Annotated in this window: 19 protein-coding genes and 1 pseudogene; 6 read left to right on the top strand and 14 right to left on the bottom strand. The window is 69.9% G+C overall.

Annotation, left to right across the window (positions count from 1 at the left end):
• Positions 1-224: 224 nt before the first annotated feature.
• Positions 225-2120, bottom strand: a complete 1896-nt coding sequence (gene typA / locus IEY88_RS29955) for a translational GTPase TypA (RefSeq protein ID WP_189158230.1) — start codon at positions 2118-2120, stop codon at positions 225-227.
• A 165-nt stretch (positions 2121-2285) separates the two neighbouring features.
• Here typA and IEY88_RS29950 point away from each other — a divergent pair, with 165 nt between their 5' ends.
• Positions 2286-2441: a hypothetical protein gene (locus IEY88_RS29950; protein ID WP_176929698.1), complete on the top strand. Its 156-nt coding sequence runs from the start codon at positions 2286-2288 to the stop codon at positions 2439-2441.
• A 343-nt stretch (positions 2442-2784) separates the two neighbouring features.
• Here the strand turns inward: IEY88_RS29950 and IEY88_RS29945 are convergent, their stop codons facing one another.
• Positions 2785-3087: a YciI family protein gene (locus tag IEY88_RS29945; RefSeq protein WP_189158229.1), complete on the bottom strand. Its 303-nt coding sequence runs from the start codon at positions 3085-3087 to the stop codon at positions 2785-2787.
• 176 nt (positions 3088-3263) lie between these two features.
• On the opposite strand from IEY88_RS29945, the gene trpS reads away from it, so the two are divergent.
• Positions 3264-4187: a tryptophan--tRNA ligase gene (gene trpS, locus IEY88_RS29940; RefSeq protein WP_189158228.1), complete on the top strand. Its 924-nt coding sequence runs from the start codon at positions 3264-3266 to the stop codon at positions 4185-4187.
• Here trpS and IEY88_RS44500 read toward each other — a convergent pair.
• The 3 genes from IEY88_RS44500 to IEY88_RS29925 are packed head-to-tail and all read right to left on the bottom strand — an operon-like array spanning position 4180 to position 6929.
• The gene (locus IEY88_RS44500; RefSeq protein ID WP_229693893.1) at positions 4180-4953 is read right to left on the bottom strand and encodes a (deoxy)nucleoside triphosphate pyrophosphohydrolase; all 774 of its coding nucleotides are present in this window, start codon (positions 4951-4953) and stop codon (positions 4180-4182) included. The two genes, trpS and IEY88_RS44500, sit on opposite strands and share 8 nt — an antisense overlap.
• A gap of 9 nt (positions 4954-4962) precedes the next feature.
• On the bottom strand, positions 4963-6219 hold the full coding sequence (locus IEY88_RS29930; protein ID WP_189158227.1) for a sensor histidine kinase: 1257 nt from the start codon (positions 6217-6219) through the stop codon (positions 4963-4965).
• On the bottom strand, positions 6216-6929 hold the full coding sequence (locus IEY88_RS29925; protein ID WP_189158226.1) for a response regulator transcription factor: 714 nt from the start codon (positions 6927-6929) through the stop codon (positions 6216-6218). The genes IEY88_RS29930 and IEY88_RS29925 overlap by 4 nt, the downstream gene beginning before the upstream one ends.
• 155 nt (positions 6930-7084) lie before the next feature.
• Between IEY88_RS29925 and IEY88_RS29920 the strand changes: the two genes are divergently transcribed.
• From IEY88_RS29920 to IEY88_RS29910, 3 genes are read left to right on the top strand one after another with little or no spacing between them, the layout of a single operon-like run.
• Positions 7085-8161: a LolA family protein gene (locus IEY88_RS29920; RefSeq protein WP_189158225.1), complete on the top strand. Its 1077-nt coding sequence runs from the start codon at positions 7085-7087 to the stop codon at positions 8159-8161.
• Between the two features lie 20 nt (positions 8162-8181).
• The gene (locus IEY88_RS29915; protein ID WP_229693891.1) at positions 8182-9162 is read left to right on the top strand and encodes an ABC transporter ATP-binding protein; all 981 of its coding nucleotides are present in this window, start codon (positions 8182-8184) and stop codon (positions 9160-9162) included.
• Complete coding sequence (locus IEY88_RS29910; RefSeq protein WP_189158223.1) at positions 9159-9968, top strand: ABC transporter permease; 810 nt, start codon at positions 9159-9161, stop codon at positions 9966-9968. The genes IEY88_RS29915 and IEY88_RS29910 overlap by 4 nt, the downstream gene beginning before the upstream one ends.
• Here the strand turns inward: IEY88_RS29910 and IEY88_RS29905 are convergent.
• The 4 genes from IEY88_RS29905 to IEY88_RS29890 are packed head-to-tail and all read right to left on the bottom strand — an operon-like array spanning position 9965 to position 14266.
• Positions 9965-10720, bottom strand: a complete 756-nt coding sequence (locus tag IEY88_RS29905; protein ID WP_189158222.1) for an SDR family oxidoreductase — start codon at positions 10718-10720, stop codon at positions 9965-9967. The genes IEY88_RS29910 and IEY88_RS29905 overlap by 4 nt on opposite strands.
• A gap of 11 nt (positions 10721-10731) precedes the next feature.
• Complete coding sequence (locus IEY88_RS29900; RefSeq protein WP_189158221.1) at positions 10732-11685, bottom strand: ABC transporter ATP-binding protein; 954 nt, start codon at positions 11683-11685, stop codon at positions 10732-10734.
• Entirely contained in the window at positions 11685-13292 is a 1608-nt protein-coding gene (locus IEY88_RS29895) for an ABC transporter permease (RefSeq protein WP_373294217.1), read from the bottom strand. The genes IEY88_RS29900 and IEY88_RS29895 overlap by 1 nt, the downstream gene beginning before the upstream one ends.
• A complete protein-coding gene (locus tag IEY88_RS29890; protein ID WP_189158220.1) occupies positions 13268-14266 on the bottom strand; it encodes a thiamine ABC transporter substrate-binding protein in 999 nt (332 codons plus the stop codon). Before IEY88_RS29890 ends, IEY88_RS29895 begins: the two co-directional genes overlap by 25 nt.
• A gap of 138 nt (positions 14267-14404) precedes the next feature.
• Between IEY88_RS29890 and IEY88_RS29885 the strand changes: the two genes are divergently transcribed.
• Positions 14405-14698: a 4a-hydroxytetrahydrobiopterin dehydratase gene (locus IEY88_RS29885; RefSeq protein WP_189158219.1), complete on the top strand. Its 294-nt coding sequence runs from the start codon at positions 14405-14407 to the stop codon at positions 14696-14698.
• Between the two features lie 208 nt (positions 14699-14906).
• On the opposite strand, the gene IEY88_RS29880 is transcribed toward IEY88_RS29885, so the two are convergent.
• The 5 genes and pseudogenes from IEY88_RS29880 to IEY88_RS29865 form a co-directional block, all read right to left on the bottom strand.
• Positions 14907-16121 (bottom strand): mannosyltransferase, encoded by a 1215-nt coding sequence (locus IEY88_RS29880; RefSeq protein WP_189158218.1) that lies wholly within the window; start codon positions 16119-16121, stop codon positions 14907-14909.
• Positions 16122-16405: 284 nt separating this feature from the next.
• Positions 16406-16561: a DUF6131 family protein gene (locus IEY88_RS29875; protein ID WP_189158217.1), complete on the bottom strand. Its 156-nt coding sequence runs from the start codon at positions 16559-16561 to the stop codon at positions 16406-16408.
• 62 nt (positions 16562-16623) lie between these two features.
• Complete coding sequence (locus IEY88_RS45600; protein WP_373294216.1) at positions 16624-17079, bottom strand: tetratricopeptide repeat protein; 456 nt, start codon at positions 17077-17079, stop codon at positions 16624-16626.
• 977 nt (positions 17080-18056) lie between these two features.
• A pseudogene (locus IEY88_RS45595) lies at positions 18057-19223 on the bottom strand (AfsR/SARP family transcriptional regulator); the annotation flags it as partial.
• An 80-nt stretch (positions 19224-19303) separates the two neighbouring features.
• On the bottom strand, positions 19304-22411 hold the full coding sequence (locus tag IEY88_RS29865) for an AfsR/SARP family transcriptional regulator (RefSeq protein ID WP_189158215.1): 3108 nt from the start codon (positions 22409-22411) through the stop codon (positions 19304-19306).
• Between the last annotated feature and the right edge of the window lie 13 nt (positions 22412-22424).

Raw genomic sequence — 22424 nt, 5'->3', positions numbered from 1 at the left:
GACACGGCCGGTGTCCGGCGTGGCGCGCCCCACCCCCGCCGTCCTCGCGTTCCCGGCCTCCACGCCACCCCAGACGCGTTCCAGCGCCCCAGAATGTGCCCCGTGCCCCGTCCCGCCTCCCGGCGAGCGCCACGCCACACGGACGCGACGCCACCACCCCCGGAGACGACGAAGGGCGGCCGGGCCGTTGGCCCAGCCGCCCCTGTCAGGCGTTCAGATCAGCGTCAGCCGCGCTGCTTCAGGCGCGAGCGCTCGCGGCCTCGCAGGTTGGCGTCCAGCGTGACCTTGCGGACGCGGATGACCTCCGGGGCCACCTCCACGCACTCGTCGGAGGCGCAGAACTCCAGCGCCTCCTCCAGCGAGAGCTTGCGGGGGCGGGCCAGGGTCTCCATCACGTCCGCGGTGGAGGAGCGCATGTTCGTGAGCTTCTTCTCGCGGGTGATGTTGACGTCGAGGTCCTCGGCGCGCGGGTTCTCGCCCACGACCATGCCCTCGTAGGCGTCGGCGCCCGGCTCCACGAAGAACGTGCCGCGGTCGGCCAGCTGGATCATCGCGTAGGCGGTGATGGAGCCGGTGCGGTCGGCGACCAGGGAGCCGTTGTGGCGGGTGCGGATCTCGCCCGCCCACGGGGCGTAGCCCTCGGAGACGGCGTTCGCGATGCCGGTGCCGCGGGTCTCGGTGAGGAACTCCGTGCGGAAGCCGATGAGGCCTCGCGACGGGACCACGTAGTCGAGCTTGATGCGGCCGGTGCCGTGGCCCGACATGTTCTCCATGCGGCCCTTGCGGTTCGCCAGCAGCTGCGTGACGGCGCCGAGGTGCTCCTCGGGGCAGTCGACGGACAGGCGCTCGAACGGCTCGTGGACCTTGCCGTCGACCGTGTGCGTGACGACCTGGGGCTTGCCCACGGTCAGCTCGAAGCCCTCGCGGCGCATCTGCTCGACCAGGATGGCCAGCGCCAGCTCACCGCGGCCCTGCACCTCCCAGGTGTCCGGACGCTCGGTCGGCAGGACCTTCACCGACACGTTGCCGACGAGCTCGGCGTCGAGGCGGGCCTTGAGGACGCGGGCGGTGAGCTTGGTGCCACCGTTGCGACCGGCCAGGGGCGAGGTGTTCACACCGACGGTCATCGAGATGGCCGGCTGGTCGACCGTGATCCGGGGCAGCGCCTCGGGGGTCTCGGCGTCGGCCAGCGTGTCGCCGATGGTGATGTCCGCGATGCCGGCGATGGCGACCAGGTCACCCGCGCGGGCGAACTCGGCGGGAACGCGGTCCAGCGCCTCGGTGATGAGGAGCTCGGTGATGCGGACCTTGATCGGCTCGCCGTCCTCGCGGCACCACGCCACGGTCTCGCCCTTGCGCATGGTGCCCTGGTGGATGCGGCACAGCGCGATACGACCGAGGAAGGTCGAGGCGTCGAGGTTCGTGACGAGCGCCTGCAGCGGGCCGTCGACGTCGACGTGCGGGGCCGGGATGTGGTCGAGCAGCACCTGGAACAGCGTGTCCAGGTTCTCCTCGTCCGGCAGGCCGCCGTCCTCGGGCTGGGTCAGCGACGCACGACCGGCACGCGCGGAGGCGTAGACGACCGGCAGGTCCAGCACGGACTCGTCGGCGCCCACCTCGGTCGCGAGGTCGAGCAGCAGGTCGTGGGCTTCCTCGACGACCTCGGAGATCCGGGCGTCGGGGCGGTCGACCTTGTTGACCAGCAGGATCACCGGCAGGCCGGCGGCGAGCGTCTTGCGCAGGACGAAGCGCGTCTGGGGCAGCGGGCCCTCAGAGGCGTCGACCAGCAGCACGACACCGTCGACCATGGACAGCGCACGCTCGACCTCGCCACCGAAGTCGGCGTGGCCGGGGGTGTCGACAACGTTGATGATCACGTCGCCATCCGGCGTGTGCCTGCGCACAGCCGTGTTCTTGGCGAGGATCGTGATGCCCTTCTCACGCTCGAGCTCGCCCGAGTCCATGACCCGGTCGACGAGCTCGGCACGCGCGGAGAAGGCGCCAGACTGGCGCAGCATGGCGTCGACCAGGGTGGTCTTACCGTGGTCGACGTGCGCGACGATCGCGACATTTCGCAGGTCAGTTCGCGTCTGAAGGGCAGACGCGGTGGCCGTGGGCACGCAGAACTCCTAGAGCTTCGAAGGCGTTGGAGGGGCTCGCGCCGGACACTTCGATGCGCAGGGCCGTTGTCGATACTACCGGCTGCGTCGCCATTACCACACGGGAGTGCCAGTGAAGTGAGCCTCACCTAGTCTGGCGGTACGTGTCGGAGTGGAGTCCAGCCTGTGGGTAAGAAGCTCAAGAAGAAGTGCTGCCGGTCGAAGCCCCAGTGCAAGCGCTGCCCGGTTCCGTTCCTGCTCAAGGAGCGTGACAAGGCCAGGAAGAAGGCAGCGAAGAAGGCGGAGAAGGCAGCCAGGAAGGCCCTCAAGAAGGCCGCTTGAGACCTGCCGGGATTCGGTCGTAGGTCGACGCGGCGCCAGGGCTTCTCGAGCGTCACTCGATCGAGAGTGCAGCCGACCGGCCCGCATCACGTGCCGAAGCTCACGCCGCCGACGCCTCCGCACGTGGACCTGAGGGGTCGACGAACGCGATCCGTCACGTGATCGTGCGATTGCGTCAACCAACCGGTCGGTTGGTTGAAGCCGTGCTGATCTCGCTCCGGGCACAGCGCTCATGGCCGGCCGGACCGGCTGGACGTACGGCAAGGCCCCGATCGCCCCGCAGGTGCTCGTCGACGGCGACGCGCTCCACGCGGCGATCGAGTGGCTGGACTCCGAGCGGGTGCTAGGGCTGGAGCACCGACTCGTTCAGCTTCACGAGTTCCGGTGCCGTACGGGTCGCCTCGAACTCGTAGATCTCGTACTTCACCAGTTTCTGCTCGGCCCACGGGTCCGTGGCGAGCAGCGCTTCGAGCTTGCCCCGGGGCATGGGGCGCGTGATGATCACGCCGCCCGTCCTCGGCACCTGACGCCCCGAGGCGAGGAAGAGTCCTCGCTCGTACTGCTTCTCGACCCACTCGCGGTGGTCGGGGAGGGCGTAGTCGATCTGTTCCAGTGGCGCGGCGTACTTCAGCAGCACGATGAACATGCGTTGACGGTAGACCTATACTGACGATCGTGCGCACTCTCAACGCCTTCTGGTGGGCCGCTTTCAGGCGGCCGGAGTAGCAGCGCGCAGACACCACTGACGCGACACGCGGGCCGCCCGGACGGGCGGCCTTTTTGATGCGTTCCGGACGGGTGGTCCCCACGAAGGGACGAACCATGATCCGGCTCTCGGCCATCACCCCCTCCGGCCAGGTCCACCTGGGCAACTACCTCGGCGCGCTGCGCACGTGGGCGGCGGAGGGCACCGACGAGGACGTGTACTTCATCAGCGACCTGCACGCGATGACGTCGTCGCACAACCCGCAGAGACTGCGATCCATGACGCGGGAGCAGCTCGCGGTGCTCATCGCGTCCGGCATCGACCCGGCGAGCGTGTGCGTGCAGAGCGACCTGATCCGCGAGCTGGGAGCGCTCAACTGGGTCCTGGAGTGCACCTGCACCTACGGCGAGGCCGCGCGGATGATCCAGTTCAAGGAGAAGTCGCTCGGCCGCGAGTCGGTGCGGCTGAGCCTGCTGACCTACCCGGTGCTGATGGCGGCGGACATCCTGTTGCAGGGCACCGCGGAGGTGCCGGTCGGCGAGGACCAGCTCCAGCACGTCGAACTGGCCCGCGCGCTCGCCCGGCGCTTCAACCACGCCTACGGCGACGCGTTCATCGTGCCGACCGCGGTGGTGCCGAAGGTCGGGGCGCGCATCAAGGACCTCTCGGATCCGGCGCGCAAGATGGACAAGTCGGCGCAGAACTCAGCGGGGGTCGTCTTCGTGCTCGACGAGCCGGACCTGGTGCGGCGCAAGGTCCGAAGGGCCGTCTCGTCGACCGAGGGCATCGCGAACCTGACCGAGATCCTCGCCTCCTGCACCGGCAAGGAGCCCGAGGACTACACGGCCAAGTTCTCCGACCTGAAGAACGTCGTGGCCGAAGCGGTGATCGAGGAGCTCCGACCGGTGCGGGACCGCACGCTGGAGCTCCTCGCCGACCCGGCGGAGCTCGACAGGATCCGGCGGTCAGGCGCGGAGAGGGCCCGCGAGCGCGCCCAGCACCGGCTGAACGCGGCCCTGCGCCTGTCCGGGCTCAGTTGAGGAGCTCCTGAAGGGCCGGCACCAGCACGCGGTCGGCGGGCAGCCAGTCCAGACCGGGCAGCTCGTCGGCGGTGACCCACCGGACAGCGTTGTGCTCCAACGCTTCCGGTTCACCGTCGGCGAGCTCGGCGGCGAAGATCCGCAGCACCAGATCGCGTTTCAACGGCACGTCCGGCCCGATCTGCGCGCCGACGACGACGGAGACCCCCAGCTCCTCGACGCACTCGCGCACCAACGCGTCCGCGGGCTTCTCGCCGGGCTCGACCCGGCCGCCGGGCAGTTCCCACTGTCCCGCATGGCTTTCCGGGTAGGACCGCTGCTGCGCCAGCAACCGTCCATCCCGGACGATCGCCGCCCCGACGACGACCCGCGCCGCCCGCAGCTCCCCGCACCGCGCGGCGAGCAGGGCCGAGCGCTTCTCCAGCACCCGCAACGCCATCCCGCGCGCGACCGTGACGTCCGCGAACCGCCCGACGACACCGCGGACCGAGGTCCACGAGACGCGGTCGACCACCATCGTCCCGGCCCCGGTCACCACCAGGTCCGTGTGCAGCTCCAGGAAGTCGCCGGCCGCGGACACACCGGACAAGTCGGCGCGGGTGACCGTCGACCGGACCCCGAACGGCCCGGTGAGCACATCTCCCAGGCACAGCAGGGAACTCGGGACGCGCACCCCGAACCCCGTGATCAGCGACGTGTCCAACAGGGCACCCGCGACAACGGCAACCGGCGCGTCGACCAGTGCCGACGCTCGCAACTCTGGCACCAGAGCTTGCTACCAGGACGGCCAGCGGATCTCCAAACGCGCACCCCCGGCAGGTGACTCCGCGGCACGCACCGAACCACCCCGCCGCCGCACGAGGTGCGACACCAGGGCGAGTCCCAGCCCGAACCCGCCGGACCGGCGCCCGCGGTCCTCCTCCACCCGGTAGAAGCGGTCGAACACCTTCGTCCGGTGTTCGAGGGGAATCCCGTGCCCGTCGTCGTCCACGAGCAGCCGCACGTCCCGCCCGACCGGCACCAAAGTCAGCGTGATCGTCGAGTACGCGTACCGGGCGGCGTTGCGCAGGAGGTTGTCCAGCACCAGCTCGACCTCGGACCGCGTCGCCGACACCAGGCAGGCCGACGGCGGCGCGGTGAGCCGCACGAGCAGTTCCGTGTCGAGCCGGGAGATCGCCGCCTCGGCCTCGAGCACCAGGTCCACGGCCTCGGCGCGCGGTGGTGCCGCCGTGTCCGCGCGCGCCAGGATGAGCAACGACTCCACCAGGGCGCTGAGCCGGATCGACTCCTCGACCACCGACTCCAGCACCTCGATGGAGAAGTCCGGGTCCGGGTGCGCGACCGCGACCTCGGCCTGCGCGCGCACCGAGGCCACGGGCGAACGGAGCTCGTGCGCCGCGTCCCCGGTGAAGCGCCGCAACCGGTCCGAGGCCTCGTCGCGCCGGGCCAGCAACGCGTTCAACGCCTCGGCCAGCGCCTGCAGCTCGTCGCGCGAAGGTGGCACCGGCAGCCGTTCACCGTGCGGCAGCTCCCCCGCCGCGACCCGCATCCGCTCGACCGGCCGCAACGACGACCGCACCGAGAGCCACGTCGCGATCCCGACCAGCCCGGCCACCAGCACGGCCGCGACGGCCAGCCAGCGCGTGCCCAGCGTGTTCGCGTTCTCGTACCCGAGCAGCGTGCTCCCGTACACCTCCAGGCGAGGCGACCCGTCACCCGAGAACACGACCTGGCCGCGGTAGCGGAGCGCGGACTCGCCCTCCATCCGCAGCACGGGCTCACCGGACCTCAGCGTCCGGATGTCCTGGTCCGTCAACGGAAGCGGCGGCTTGCCGTCCACCGGCACCCCGGACACGTCCAGCACCCGCGGTTCCGACTTCGCCAGCTCCTGGTCCACCGCCGTGATCTGGATCAGCCCGATCAACGCGGGCGCGAGGCCCGTGAACGCCAGCAGGCACAGCAACGCGACCCCGGTGGCCACGACGGTGATGCGGAAGCGCAGCGAGCGCCGCAACCACCAGCCAGGGCTCACTTGTTGCCCAACGCGCTGTCCAGGTCCGGGGTGGACGCGATGTACCCGTGCCCGCGGATGGTCCGCACGACCTCACCGGCACCCACGGCCTCCAGCTTGCGCCGCAGGTACCCGACGTAGACCTCGACGGCGTTGCGGGTCGCGGCCTGCTCGTCTCCCCAGACGGTCCGCAGCAGCTCGTCCTTCGTCACCACGGACCCCGCGCGCGACGCCAGCACGTCGAGAACCGCGTACTCGCGCGGCGACAGCGAGACGTCGAGCCCCGCCCAGCTGACCTCGCGCAGCCCGCGGTCGATCACCAGGTTCCCCAGCGTCAGCTTGCGGCGTGCCCCGCCACCCCGCCGCAGCAACGCCCTGACCTGCGCCACCAGCACCACGAAGCTGAACGGCTTGACCAGGTACCCGTCGGCGCCGAGGTCGAGGCCGTCCGCCTGGTCGACCTCACCGTCCTTGGCGGAGACCATCAGCACGGGCGTGCGCACCCCGTCGGCCCGCATGCGCTGCAGCACGCGATAGCCCGACAGCCCGGGCAGCATGATGTCGAGCAGCACCACGTCGAAAGCGCCGGTCAACGCGACCCGCAGCGCCGTGGGCCCGTCGGACGCGGTGACGACCTCCATGCCCTCAGCGGACAGGCCGCGCTCCAAGGCCCGGCGCACGCCGACTTCGTCGTCCACGACCAGCACTCGAGGCTTCACGAGACACAGCATGCCGCTCAGAACTCTCAGCCGCGCGCAAGATCTCAGCCGACTCTCAGAAAACACCTCGCGGTAGGCGAGAAACCGCAGGTAGAAGTAGTCTCAGCACCATCTCAGCAACCCACCACCAAGCTGTGAGCACAAGCCCTTGGAGGAGGGGACCACTGATGAACAAGCGAAAGGTGACCCTGGTCGCTGCGGCGACCGGCGTGATCACCGGTGTGGCAGGCCTGAGCCTGCTCGCCATGCCAGCGGGTGCGGGCCAGCCGCCATCACTCCCGGACGTGTCCGCGGAGTCACTCGTGCAACAGGTGCTGACGAGCAAGCCGGGTGCGTTCGGCGGGACCGTGGAGGTCGACAACAAGCTCGGTCTCCCGGCCATCTCGCAGATCCCGCAGCTCGCCGACGGCAAGCACAGCGCCCGGATCTGGACGGACGGCAACGGCAAGTTCCGCGCCGCCCTGCCGAACGGCCAGTCCGAGCAGACCATCGTCAACGACGGCAAGACCACGTGGTCCTGGAACTCGCAGGACAACGAGGTCACCAAGGCCGAGCACAAGGACGAGCCGAAGGCCGAGAAGCCGGCCCAGGCCGAGTCGGTCGACCCGGCGACCGCTGCCAAGCAGGTCGTCGAGCTGACCAGGGAGTTCAGCGAGATCTCCGTCGACGGCACCGCGCGGGTCGCGAACCGTGCCGCCTACGAGCTCGTGCTGACCCCCAAGGCCAGCGAGAAGACCCTGATCCGCGAGGTGCGGATCGCGGTCGACTCCGAGCTGAAGATGCCGCTGCGCGTCGCCGTTCTCACCAACGGCACGGCCGAGCCCGCGGGCACGGTCGGCTTCAGCGAGATCAACGTCGGCCCGCAGGACCCGAAGCTCTTCGAGTTCACGCCGCCGGCGCAGGCCAAGGTCACCACGCCGGAGGCCAAGGAGTCGGAGCAGGGCCGTGACCGCAGGCCGGAACTCGGCCTGGAGCAGGCGTTGCAGGGCAAGGACCCGCAGTTCTTCGGCACGGGCTGGGACACGGTCGTCGGGGCTCGCATCCCGGCGGAGGCCATGACCCAGGTCCCCGCCGAGGCGCAGGGCCTGGTCGACAAGTTCACCAAGAAGGTCAGCGGTGCGTGGGGTAGCGGTCAGGTCTTCACCACGAAGGTCGCCACGATCCTGATCGCCGACGACGGTCGTGTCGTCGCGGGCGCCGTGCCCGAGCAGGTCCTGTTCGACACGATCGGACACGTGAAGTGACCACCTCGACCAGCGCGCCGGTGACAGCGCCTTCGAAGACCGCTGTCGCCGCGCGGACCAAGGGACTGCGCAAGGAGTACGGGAGCACGGTCGCCGTGGACCGCGTCGACCTCGAGCTGCCGGAAGGAGCCGTGCTCGGCATGCTGGGGCCCAACGGGTCCGGCAAGACGACCACGATCCGGATGCTGCTCGGGTTGGTCCGCCCCACGCAGGGGGAGATCGAACTGCTCGGCAGGCCGCTTCCCGAGGGAGCCGAGCAGTCGCTGCCGCACGTGGGCGCGCTGGTCGAGGGTCCGGGGTTCCACCCGTTCCTCAGCGGACGGGAGAACCTCGTCAGGTGTGCCGCGTTCGAGCCTCTGCTGCCCCGCAAGGAGATCAAGCAGGCGGTCGAGGACGCCATCGAACGCGTCGGGCTCGCCCAGGCGGCCCACCGCAGGTACCGGGGGTACTCGCTCGGCATGAAGCAACGTCTCGGCCTGGCCGCGGCGTTGCTCGTGCCGCGCAAGCTCGTCGTCCTCGACGAGCCGACCAACGGCCTCGACCCGGCCGGCACGCGGGAGATCCGCAAGATCATCGCGGAGCTGCACGAGGCCGGCAGCACGGTGCTGGTGTCGAGCCACCTGCTCAGCGAGGTCGAGGCGACCTGCACGCACGTCGCGGTGCTGCACCGCGGCACCGTGGTGGCACAGGGAGAACTGACCGAACTGCTGCAGGCGGGCGGTTCGGCGCTCCAGGTGATCACACCGGACGTCGAGAGCGCGTTGAGTGCGTTGCGGCAGGCCAAGATCTCGGCCAGGCCGTTGAGTGACGGACTGCGCGTCGAGCTCGCGGGGACGAGCGCACCGCAGGTGATCGAGACCCTGGTCAAGGGCGGCGCCCGCGTCTTCGAGGCGACGCGCTGGAAGACCGGCCTGGAAGAGCTGTTCGCGCGGCTCACCGAGGCCGAGGAGGCCGAGCGCGGAATGTCCGCAGTGGACACCCTGGACGGGGGACGCCGATGATCACGCGTCAGTTCGGCTCCGAGGTGCGCTGGATGCTGCGCCGGCCGCGGACCCTCATCGGTCTGTTCGGCCTGATCCTCGTACCGATCATCATCAGCTTCGGCATCTGGACCGCCGGATCGGACGAGGGCGGCGGCGGGCCTCCGGGCCTCGGCGCGATCCTGCAGGGCAACGGCATGGTCGTGCCGATCTTCACGTTGTTCCTGTCGCTCAACCTGTTGCTGCCGCTGGTGGCGTCGATCTGGGCGGCGGACGGACTCGCGGGCGAAGCCCAGCACGGCACGTTGCGCGGCCTGCTGGTCGCACCGGTGTCCCGTGTGCGGCTGCTGTTCGTGAAGCTCTTCGGCCTCACCGCGATGTCGTTGTTCGCCGTCACGCTGATGGCCGTCGTCGGCATCATCGCGGGCACGGCGTTCCTCGGCACCGACGGCATGATGACGCTGTCCGGCACCACGCTCTCCTTCGCCGAGGGCCTGCTGCGCATCGGGTTGTTCATCCTGCTGGTGACGTTCCAGATGGTGGCGATCGGCGCCGTCGCCCTCGCCGTCTCGTCCACCACCGAGCACCCGCTCGTGGTGCAGGCGGCGACGATGACGACGATCATCGTGTTCCAGGTGCTCGGGCAGTTCTCGTCACTGGACTGGCTGCACCCGTTCCTGATCACCACGGGCTTCCCGGGGCTGATCGACGTGATGCGCGACCCGATCCCGTTGGGGCAGATCGGCGACAGCACGTTGCTGGCCGGGTGCTACCTGCTGATCGGGACCGGGCTGGCGGCGATGCGCCTGATCACCAAGGACAGCTAACGGCGGAAGCCGCCCTCGCTGTTCAGCACCTGTCCGGTGATCCAGGCAGCGTCGTCGGTGCACAGCCAGGAGATCAGCCGGGCGGCGTCGTCCGGCTGACCCCAGCGCCTCAACGGCATCCGCTCGTTCACGAACTCGTTGAGCTCCGGTCCCGCCCACCCCGTGTCGGTGGGGCCGGGGTTCACCGCGTTGACGGTGATGCCCCGGTCCGCGAGCTCGTGCGAGAGCGTGGCGATGATCGCCGCCAGCGCGCCCTTCGAGGCCGCGTAGGCGATCTCGCCGGGCATCGGGCCGAGGTTCTGGCCGGACGTCATGAAGACGATCCGCCCGCCGTCGGTCCTGGTCCACTGGCGGGCAAACGCTTGCGCCAACAGGATCGACGAGCGCGTGTTCACCGCGTAGTGCTCGTCGAGCATCGCCGCGTCCAGCGAGCCCAACGGCCCGTCGCCGCCAGAACGGGCGTGGTTGCACACCAGCACGTCGACGCGGCCGTAAGCCTCGACAGCCGCGGCCATCAGCTCGTCGGGTGCCTCGGGCCGTGCCAGATCCACACCCAGCCCCAGAGCGCCGACATCCGCCAGCACCTCGTCAACGGAGTCCGCGCCCCACGGCTGTGCGGCGTCATGCGCGACGTGGTGCTGCACGAACAGATCGGCCCCCAGGCCGGAAAGCCTCGATGCGATCGCGTACCCGATGCCCTGCCGCCTGCTCACGCCCGTGACCAGCGCGACGCGTCCCCCAAGAGATCCCATAGGACCCACAGCTAACCGATCCGAGCGACGCCGTCCAAGTCAATTTCGAGCCGGACCCGGTCCCCGATCTCGGACATCGGTCCCACGGCCTCGTACTCCTCGCCGCCGATCTCCACGAGCAGCCGCACGTGGTCGCGCCGATGCACCCGTTCCAGCACCGTGCCCTCCATCAACCCGTCGGGGTCGACCCGCAGTGCCGTAGCCCGCAGCCCCACCCGTTCGACGTCCAGCCCGACGAACGAGCCGGGCACGAACTTGTTGCAGCCCAGGAACTTCGCTGTCTCCACGTCGACGGGCGACGACCACACCTCGGCCGGCGGGCCGACCTGGACGATCCGGCCGCGCGACATGATCGCCACGCGGTCGGCCAGCGTGAAGGCCTCGTCGTGGTCGTGCGTCACGACGAGAGCCGTCGTCGCGGCCTCGCGCAGCAACCGCGCCAGGTCGACCGCGAGCTGTTCGCGCAACGCCCGGTCCAGCGCCGACAGCGGTTCGTCCAGCAGCAGCAACCGTGGTGAGGGGGCCAACGCCCGCGCCAGCGCCACCCGTTGCTGCTCTCCGCCGGACAGCTGCGTCACGCGGCGATCGGCGTAGCCCTCCAGCCCCACGAGCTCCAGCAACGAGAGCACGCGCTTGTCCCGTGCCTCGCGCTCGACCTTCTGCATCCGCAGGCCGAACGCCACGTTCCCGGCGACCGTCCGGTGCGGGAACAGCTGCCCGTCCTGGAAGACCAGCCCGAACTCGCGCCGGTGCACCGGGACGCCGGCCAGGTCGGCGCAATCCCACCGCACCGCACCGGAAGCGGGCTTCTCCAGCCCCGCGACCGTGCGCAGCAACGTCGACTTGCCGCAGCCGGACGGCCCGAGCAGCGCGACGACCTCGCCGTCCGCCACCGAGAGCGACACGTCCGACACCGCGGCCGTCTGTCCATACCGGACGGTGATCGAGTCCAGTTCCAGTGCCATCAGAACTCCCCGCTGCTCGGCACGCGCAACCGCTCGATCAGCAGCACGCACCCGACCGTCACGACCATCAGCAGCGCGCACGCCGCGTAGGCCATCTGGCTGTTCAACTCCCCCGGCCGCGACATCAGCCGCGCGATCACCACCGGCAACGTCGGCGCGTCCGGGCGGGCCAGGAAGCTCGTCGCCCCGAACTCCCCCAGCGCCACCACGTACCCGAACCCGGCCGCCGCCGCCAGCGTTCGCCCGGCCAGCGGCAGGTCCACCTCTCGCCAGACCCGCAAGGGCGAGGCGCCCAGTGTCGCCGCCGCCTGCCGCAGCCGTTCGTCGACGGCCCGCAGCACCGGCAGCACCATCCGCACGATCAACGGCGTCACGACCAGCGCCTGCGCCAGCGGTACCAGCATCGGCGAGGTCCGGAAGTCACCCGGCAGCGCGTCCATCGTGATCAGGTAGCCGAAGCCGACCGTCACCGCGGACACGCCCAAAGGCAGCATCAACGCGGTGTCGAGCACCTCGGCGAAACGTGCGCCGGACCGCCGCAGCCCGACCAGCACCACGGCCGAGAACACCCCGACCACCAACGCCACCAGCGTCGCGTCGAAGGCCGTCCGCAGCGAGTTCACCGCGGCGTCGATCCCGGTCACCGCCAACGTGCCGCGATCACCACGGGTGTTCAGAGCCACGTACCCGGCGAAGCTCCAGCCGTCCCGAGTGGACAGTGAGCGGGTCACCAGTCCCACCACCGGCGTCAGCAATGCCACCACGACGGCGAAAGCGGCGGCCACGACGTACCACTCGCCACCGGACGGCCGTCGCGCCAGCTCTTCCCTGCCCCGCAACGCCAGCGCGGTCTCGCGCCGACGACGGGCGAGAGCTCCCAGCACCAGCACAGCCAGCACGGCGACGAACTGCAGCAGCGACAACGCCGCCGCCCCCGACAGGTCGAACAGCTCGACCGTGCGCAGGTAGATCTCGGTCTCCAGCGTCCGGTACCGCGACCCACCCAGCACCAGCACGACACCGAAACTGGTGGCGCAGAACAGGAACACGACCGCCGCGGCCGACCCGATCGCCGGTGCCAGCGCCGGCAGCACCACCGAGACGAAGGCCCGGGGACGAGAAGCACCGAGGGCACGGGCCGCGTCCTCGGCACGTCGATCGGTGTGCGCCCACAGCCCGCCGACGGTCCGCGCGACCACGGCGACGTTGAAGAACGCGTTGGCCAGCACGATCGGCAGCACCCCGCCGTCGGGCCAGAACGTCCGGAAGGCCAGGCCCACCACCACGGTCGGCAGCACGAACGGCACCATCACGGCGGCCCGGATCAGCCCGAGGCCGCGAATCCGGCAGCGCGCCAGCACGAACGCGAGCGGCATCCCGGCGACGACCGCCACGACCGTCGACGCCAGTGCCTGGCCCAGCGTGAACCCGACGAGCTCCCAGGTGTCGCCCTCGAAGAGCACGGAGAGGACACCGCCCTCGCGCAGGCCCAGCGACACGATCGCCAGCACGGGCCACGCGAAGAACAGTCCCAGGAAGGCCAGCGGCAGCAGCGCCGCCGCCGACCACCCGGTGCGCGAACTCAGCCCTGCACGAGCTTGCGCCACTGCTCGACCCACGCTTCGCGGTTGTCCTTCACCTTGTCCGCGGGCAGCGACTGCGGCGAGGACGGCAGCGGGGCGTCCTTGGCCCACGACTCGGGCAGCGCGACACCCTCACGCGACGGGTAGACGTACATCTGCTCGGCCACCTGGGCCTGGAACTTCTCGCCCAGCAGGAAGTCGAGCACCTTCTGAGCGTCCGACGGGTTCTTGGCACCGGACAGCACGCCCGCGTACTCGACCTGGCGGTAGCAGGTGTCGAGCACGGCCTTGGTCTTGCCGCCCTCGGCCGACGGCGACGACGCGTACGACACGACGATCGGCCGGTCGCCCTTGGTGGCGGAGAACTCCTGGTTGTAGGCCTCTTCCCAGCCGCTCACGACCTTGACGCCGTTGACCTTGAGCTTGGTCCAGTACTCCTGCCAGCCGTTCTCGCCGTACTTGGCGATCGTGCCGAGCAGGAACGCGAGACCGGGCGACGAGGTGGCCGGGTTCTCGACGACCAGCTTGTCCTTGAACCTCGGGTCGGTCAGGTCGTCGTACGACTTCGGCTCGACGCCGCCGAGCTTGGCCGGGTCGATGTTCAGGCACACGTCACCGACGTCGACGGCCTGGAGCCGGTTCGTGTCGTCGGCCTTGTACCGCTGGGCGCCCTTCGACGCCTCCGGCGAGGCGTACTCGGCGAACACGCCCTCGGACAGAGCGCGCGAGGCGAACGTCGAGTCGACGCCGAACGCGACGTCGCCGATCGGGTTCGCCTTGGTGAGCACCAGCTTGTTCGTCAGCTCGCCCGCGTCCCCGCTCGCGAGCTGCTTCACGGTGATCCCGGAGGCCTTCTGGAACTCCTCCAGCACCTCCGGCTTCACCGCGAACGAGTCGTGGGTCACCAGCGTGACCTCGTGCGACTGCGGCGCGGTCGAGGTCCCGGCCGAACACCCGGCCAGCACCAGAGCAGTGCAAACAGCGAAAATCCTTCTCACGTCAAATCTCTCCCTACGCCGGTATGACCCGGATCAGGTGGACGGTCGAGGGCTTGCGAGCCCTCCTCTCAGCCCGGCGCTTCACCGGACTCCCGTGGCAAACGCGCAGCCTACGTGACGTGGTGGGACGATCAGGACATGGCCGAGCTGTTGAGCGACGATCAGTTGGACGACCTGCTCCCCAAACTCCCCGGCTGGTGTCCCCAGGACGCGGCGCTGGTGAAGACCGTGGAGCTGCCGAGCTTCTCCCACGCGATCATGGTCGTGAACCGGGTCGCGGAGATCGCGGAGAACGACAACCACCACCCGGACGTCGACATCCGGTACAAGAGCCTCACGTTTCGCCTGAGCACGCACTCCAAGGGAGGAATCACCGCCCTCGACGTGTCCCTCGCCGAGGAGATCGACGGAGTGCTGGACGCCCTGAGCTGATTCGGTCGAGATGTGCGCTGCCGCCGCCCGCGGAGATGAGAGGGAACACCCTCATGCGGTTGCGCACATCGATTTTCACCTTGGTTCGACCGGGACGCTGACCGCGACTCCGGCCGGTGCGAACGCCGTGCCGTGTGCGTTGCTGACCGCTCTGGACGCCGACGGACTGCTCGGCTGGACCGCGGCCCGCAACTCCTGGAAGCCCGCCTCAGCCGGCGACTCGGCTGGGTTCGCCGTCGGCAGCTTCCTCATCGCCGGACAGCAGCTCGTTCCCCTGACGCCGGGTTGCCAGCCCGATCGCGACCAGCGTGAGCATGCCCGCGGCCGGATAACCCCAGCCGAGCAGCACGAAGATCCACGGTCGCGGGAAGTCCCAGATGTTCGGCTGGGCGAGCAGCAGGAACGAGATCAGGTAGCCGCCGGTCAGCAGCACCCACAGGCCGGCGGTGATCTTGCACAGCAGGTGTCCGCCCTCGTAGACCAGCCACAGGAGGGCGGGCACCATCCACACCCAGTGGTGGCTCCACGAGATCGGCGAGACCAGCAGGCCGAGCATCTGCACGCTGACGATCAACGCCAGCACGTCCTTGGTCTTGCTGACGGCGAACCACGTCAGCGCGGCGGCGACGAGCACGGCGGCGATGTAGATCGCCCCGGTCTTCACGTCGTGACCGACCGTGCGGCTCAACGCTCCGCGCAGTGACTGGTTGATCGCGCTGCCGACGGGCCCGACCCGGCTCGCGTCACCGAGCAGCTGGAACCAGAACTTGTCCGACTGCGACGGTGAGATGGCCCAGCCGATGCCGTACACCGCGGCGAAGGCGACGAACGACCACACAGCGGCCATCCAGCGGCGCTGGATCAGGAAGTACAGCCCCGAGATCGCGGGGGTGAGCTTGATGCCCGCGGCGAAACCCACACCGGCGCCGCCGACCCAGTTGCGCGCACTCGCGAGCGTGCCGATGAGGATCGCGACCAGCACCAGGTTGATCTGGCCGTAGTTGAGCGTGGTGCGGACCGGCTCGATCCACAGCGTCAGCGCGGTCCACATCATGGCGCGGCGCGGGTCCTGCAGCTTCAGCAGCTTCAGGCTCGTGCGCACGATGAAGTAGAGGCAGCCCAGGCAGATCAGCTGCCAGATCCAGCGCGACGCCTCCCACGGCACCCAGCTCATCGGCGTGAAGATCGCGGCTGCGAACGGCGGGTAGGTGAACGGCAGCGGGAACACGTCCGCGTACTGGTCGAGCCGCCACTCGTAGAGGTCGCCGGAGAACAGGTGCGGCGACCCGTTGCGGTACACCAGCAGGTCGATCATGGTCATCTTCGTCTGGAACGCGACCATGAACAGGTGCCCGAGCACCGACAAACCGAACAGCCACGGCGCTACGGAGAGCACTCGCGCTTCCACAGCACGGAGTTTCACCCCGAAAACGTTACCCGAGGCAACGATCCGGGGTACCCCGGCGTCATAAGGACGGGAGAGATCGCAAGAGGGAGTTTTTCTGATCATGTCTGTTGATCTTGTAGTTGCCGCTGTCGCCGCTCTGGCCATGCTGGGGGTCGCGTTCGGAGTGTTCGCCGCTGCCGCACGCACGAAGAACAACGTGTAAAGCTGTTACAAGACAGAAAGAAGGGGCCAACCTCCTATGTGGAGGCTGGCCCCTTCACCGTTTCCGAGGGGGAGGGAACGGTGCTCAAGGTGCGCGTTTAGAAGTAGTGCGCGCGCCCGCCGATCGGCTTGCCGACCGCGCCGAGGACGGCGAGGATCGCGCCGATCACCAGAAGCACCACACCGAGCGTCGTCAGGATGTTGATACCGACCAACCATCCGACGACGAGCAGAATGAGACCGAGGACGATCATGACACCTCCAGGTGGGGACTCTGACTCAGAAATACCCAGCCGCGGTCGGTACAAACCTCGCTTCATACATTTTTCACCGATGCAATCAGGTCCCGTGCCTCCTGCAGGTCGGCGCTGTCGAAGTTGTGCGCGTCCCGCGTGGCGTCGATGAGCTCCAGCGCCTCGACGAGGGCGTCCCGGCCGCGGCCGGGACGCCCTGCCGCGATGAAAGCCTTCCCGAGCATGATGAGGCAGTCGGCGCTGTTGGTCCCGTCCCGCATCCCCCGCCACACCGCCAGCGCCCGCTCGTAGCTCTCGACGGCCTCGTCGTGCCGGCCGAGACCGAGGTAGATGTCGCCCAGCGTCTCGAGGTTGCCCGCGGGCGCCTCTTCCTGGCCGTTGTACTCGGTCTCACCGAACTTCCGGGCCGCGCCCGAGCAGAGTTCGAGCGCGCGGGCGCCATCACCCGCGTTGTGGTGGGCTCTGCCGAACGCGGCGAGGTGACGCCCCACCTCGTAGCTGTCGCCATGCCCCTCCATGCGCGGATGAACGTCCGCCAGCACGTCGAGCGCCTCCGCGAAGCGGCCCTGCTTCTCGTAGGTGAACGCGAGCCCGCGCCGCAGGTGCGCCTCCGCGAGGACGTCGCCGGCCGGCTGCGCGCACCGGATCGCCTCCCGCAGGGCTCCACGACGTCGCCGCCGGGCACCGCCGCGGGCTGGCGGCGGCGGAACGCCTCGGCGACTTCCACGCGCAGAGCCTCATGCAGGTACCCCTCCCGGCAGAGGTAGCCGTGCATCACGAACATCATCTTCCAGATGAAGTCGTGCGCCTCGAACCCGCCCGCCCGTTCGACGGTGTTGAGCATCACCCGGTGTTCGGCGCCGAACACCGCCCATGCCGTGTCGGCGTCCGTGACCGGTTCGAGCACCACCCCCGCGGCGGGCGGCTCCGTCACGATCGGGGAGATGTTGAACTGCAGCTGCTGCCAGGAGGCGTGCGCGGTGTGCAGGTAGTGGTCGAGCATCCTGCGCAGTGCCGCACCCCGCTCCTCCTCGGGTAGCTCGGCCACGCGTTCGGCGGCGTAGTCCCGCAACAGGTCGTGCAGTGAGAACCGTCCGTTGTCCGTCGCGGTGAGCAGGCTGCGGTCCACCAGCTCGCGCAGCGCCCGCCGTGCCTCTTCCCACGGCAGCGCGGTGAGGCTGGCGGCGGCCTCCACCGCGAAGTCCGGCCCCGGATGCAGTCCGAGCAGCACGAACAACCTGGCCGCGGGCTCGCTGATGGACCGCAGCGACCAGGAGAAGACGGAGCGGACACCGGTGGTGGGGTCGTCGATGTCGAGCGCGTCGAGCCGTTCCCGCTCCAGTTCGTCCGCGAGCACCGCGAGCGAGTCGCCGTAGGCCGCGCGGGCGGCCACGACACCCAACGCCAGTGGCAGGCCCGCACACCGTTCGACCAGCCGCGAGACGGCGTCCGGCTCGGCCGCGGCCCGATCCGCGCCGATCCGTTCGACCAGCAGGTCGGTCGCGGCCCGCTCGGCCAGGACGTCCAGCGCGACGGGCCGGGCCCCTTCCCGCGCGACGAGCCCGCTCAGGTGGTTGCGGCTGGTGACCAGCACCAGGTTGCCGGTGCCGCCGGGCAGCAGCGGGCGCACCTGCTCGGCGTTCCTGGCGTTGTCCAGCACCACCAGCACCCGGCGCCGCGCCAGCGTCGACCTGTACTCGGCTACCGCCGCTTCGTCGGTCAGGGTGCCCAGCGTCGCCGGTGCGACGCCGAGCGCCGCCAGGAAGTCGCGGGCCACACCGAACGGGTCGAGCGGCTCGGCGCGCGGGTCGAAGCCGCGCAGGTCGACGTGGAGCTGGCCGTCCGGGTAGCGACCGGCGACCTGGTGTGCCCACCGCAGCGCGAGCGTCGTCTTGCCGACGCCGCCGATGCCGTTGATCGCGGAGATCAGCACGGGCACTCCCGGCCGTGCCTCGGCCATCTCGGTCATCCGGGCGAGCTCGTCCTCGCGCCCGACGAAGTACGCGGGCGCGGCGGGGAGCTGCCGCGGCACGACGGCCTGGGCGGGCACCTCGCCGCTGAGCACCTGCTCGTGCGCCTCGCGCAGCCGCAGGCCGGGATCCACCCCGAGCTCGTCCGCCAGCCGCGCGCGGACCTCCTGGTAGGTCGCGAGCGCCTCGGCCTGCTGACCCGCGCGGTGCAGCGCGAGCACCAGCTGGGCCCAGAACGTCTCGCGCAACGGGTGCCGCCGCACCAGCGACCGCAGCTCCGGCACCAGCACGTCGGTGGCGCGGTCGAGGTCCTCGTCGATCCGGCGCTCCAGCGCGACGATCTGCTCCTCCAGCAGCGACGGCACGTCCTCGTGGTGCAGCGAGTCCGACGCCACGTTGCCGAGCACCGGGCCACGCCACAACTCCAGCGCCGCGCGGTGCTCCCCCCGCGCGGTGAGCGCGCGGAACCGGGCGAGGTCGAGCTGTCCGGGTTCGACCTCGGCCGAGTAGCCGCGTGACGACGTGCGGACGCAGTTGGCCGCGCCGAGCGACTGCCGCAACCGCATCACCACGGTCTGCAGAGTCTTGTGCGCGCGGTCCGGTGCGGGCGGCTCACCGTCCCAGACGCGTTCGACCAGTTCGTCGACCGGGACGAACTCGTTGGCGCGCAACAACAACGTGGCCAGCAGCACTCGGCTCCGTCCGGCGGGAACGGCGACGGGCGTGCCGTCGAGCAGCACTTCCAGCGGGCCCAGCACGCGGTACTCGGCGATCACTCCGGCACCCCGCAGTCCCGGTAAGCCTTGGCGGCCAAGGCTTCCGCCTCCACCGCACCTTCCTCGTCACCCGCGGCGCGGCGGATCACGGCGAGTGCTTCGAGCGACTGCCCCTCTTGATGGCGCTGGTGGTAGCGCTGGTGCGTGGCGACGGCCTCCTCCGCACACCGCAGCGCGTCCTTCATCTCACCCGCCGCGAGGTGCAGGAACGCCTGTTCCCTGACAATTCTTCCCGAGAGCAGGGCATTTCCTTTGTCGTAGAGCGCGCGCGTTTCGCCCAGGTGGTGCGCCGCTCGCTCGTGGTCGCCGAGCAGGCGGTACGACTGCACGAGCGCCAGATGGGCGTCCATCTGCATCTTGACCGGCTTCTCGCCGTCCATCATCTTTAGCTGCACATGCCCCACGGCCAATGCGTCCTCGTGCGCGCCGCAGTCGTCGAACAGGTCGGCCAGCGCGTTCCAGGCGTCGAACTCCTCCTCGAAACTGGACCTCTTCCGCACCTCGTCCAGCACGTCGATCATGAGGTCGAAAGCGTCGTCGAACTGCAGGAGCGCCCGCCTCACGTTGACGACGGCGCTGGTGCCGATCGTGATCGGCCGGGGGTTTCCGAGCTTCGCCTGCAGCGCCAAGAACGCGTCGTGGTTCGCGATCACCTCGGGCATCCTGCCCAGCTGGTGGTAGACGCCGTTCAGCGAGGCGTGGGCGTGCCCCAGCACCGCAGGCGAGTTCGCCGCCAGTTCCAGCGCCCTGAGCAGCGCCTGCTCCGCGCCGAGAAGATCGGGCAGGTCGAACAGGCCCGCGGCGATGTTGAGCAGCGACACGGCCTGACCGTCGGACTCACCTCGCTGTTCGTGGATCTCGAACGCCAGTCGCTGGTGGCGCAGGAACTTCTCCGTGTCCCCCACCGCGCGAGCCAGTGCGCCCAGGAGCTTGTGCGCCGTCGCCAGGGCGGGCTGGTCGTCCGTGCGCAGACTCAGCTCGAACGCCTCCTCCGTGAGTTCCTTCACCCGCGCGAGGTCGGCCTGGGAGAAGCGGTAGATCGCGTAGGAGAGGTCCGAGTGGGCGATCAACACGTCCTCGCCGGACTCGCGCGCGGACCGGTCTCTGATCTCGCACAGCGCCGACCAGCTCGCGTCGTCGCGGGTCTCGTAGCAGTAGGAGCTGAGCACGGCGCCGATCTCGTTGGCGGGCCAGTGCTCACCCCGCTCGACCGCGATCACGACTGCCGAGAACAGGTTCTCGTACTCGGCGTTCATCCACGCGAACGCCTCTTCCGTCGTCCTCAGCACGACGCCGGGTAGCTGGGTGGTGGTGATGGAGAGCGGGAAGCGCCGCTGGTCCGGGAAGAGCAGCACGGCAGCGTCGTCGGTCATGCGGCGGTAGAAGTCGTACAGCCGCTCGAGTGCCTCGTCGATCTCTTCCTTCGCGCACCGTTCTCGCGCGTACACGCGAAGCAGGTCGTGCAGGGCGAAGCGGTCGCCCTGCTGCTCCACGAGATGGACGGCCACGAGCTGGTTGAGGTGGCGGCGGACGTTGGGCAGCCCCGAGATCACGGCGGCGTCGTTCGCGGTGAAGTCCACACCGGGCAGCACCCCGAGCCGCCGCAGCACCAGCCTCGTGTCCTCGGGCAGCGCGGCATAGCTCTCGTCGAAGACGACGCCGACCGCGGCCGCGGGATCACCCGCCACCGCCAGTTCTCCGAGCCGGTCGGCCTCCAGCCGCGTGACCCTGCTCGCGATCGTCATGTCGTCCTGCGCGCGCAGGTCCGCGGCCGCGATGCGCAACGCGAGCGGCAACCCGCCGCACAGCCGCACCAGCGCGGCCGCGGCGTCCGCCTCCGCACGCACCCGGTCCGCACCGAGCACCCGCGCGAGCAGCCGCAGGCCACCGTCGTCACCCAGCGTCGGCAGCCGCACGAGGTCCGCGTCGTTCAGGGTCAGTCCGCGCAGGTCACCGCGGCTGGTGATGATCGTCAGCGCCGCGGGGGACGCGGGCAGCAGCGGCCGCACCTGCTCCGCGTTCGCGGCGTTGTCGAGCACCAGCAACAACTTCCGGTCCGCGACCAGCGAGCGGTAGAGCGCCACCTGCTCGTCCAGTCCGACCGGGACGGAGTCGACCCGCAGTCCCTTGAGGACGAGCTTGAGGGCTTCCTGCGACGACATCGCCCGCGCCTGGTCCTGCCCGCGCAGGTTCACGAAAAGCTGTCCGTCCTCGAACCGCCCGGCGATCCGGTGCGCCCAGTGCACGGCGAGAGCGGTCTTGCCCACCCCGCCGGTGCCCGAGATGACCAGCACCGGCGCCTCACTCGCGGCGAGCCGGGCCACGTCGGTCTCACGCCCGGCGAACGTGGCGAGGTCCGGCGGCAACTGCCGCGGCGTGACGAGCTTCTCCTTGGGCGGCGCGACCTCCCCGCGCAGGATCTGCTCGTGCAGTTCGCGCAGCGCGGGGGCCGGATCGATCCCCAACTCGTCCGCGAGCATCTCGCTGACCTGCCGGTACGCCGCCAGCGCCCCGGCCTGCCGGCCGGACCGGTACAGCGCCAGCATGAGATGACCCCAGAACCGGTCGCGCAACGGATGCCGCCGCGTGAGCTCCTGCAGCTCGGGCACCAGATCGACCGACCGCCCGGCCGTGAGGTCACCCTCGATCCGCTGCTCCAGCGCCGCGAGCTGCTCCTCGACCAGCGGCGGCACCTCGTCGCGGTGCAGCGACTCCGACACGACGTTCCCGAGCACCGGCCCCCGCCACAACGCCAGGGCGGCTCCGTACTCCTGCCGCGCGACCAGCGCCCGGAAGCGCGACAGGTCGAGCTGCTCGGGCTCGATCTCGGCCAGGTACCCACCGCGCTCGTGCCGCACGCAGTTCGCGTCACCCAGCGCCTGCCGCAGCCTCATCACCACCGTCTGCAGCGTCTTGTGCGCCCGGTCGAGGTCGGGCGGCTCACCCTCCCACACCCGTTCGACCAACTCGTCCACGGAGGTGAAACGGTTGGCGCGCAACAACAACGTGGCTAGCAACACCCGTCCGCGTCCCGCGGGGACGACCACCGGCTCACCGTCGAGCAGTACCTCGAGGGGCCCCAGTACCCGGTACTCAACTCTCACACGTTGGAAGTCT

Origin of the sequence: Lentzea pudingi, assembly GCF_014646255.1 — a bacterium.
GTDB classification, from domain to species: domain Bacteria; phylum Actinomycetota; class Actinomycetes; order Mycobacteriales; family Pseudonocardiaceae; genus Lentzea; species Lentzea pudingi.
Note: the sequence above shows the minus strand (reverse complement) of the source record. Positions and strands in the feature narration are given on the sequence as shown.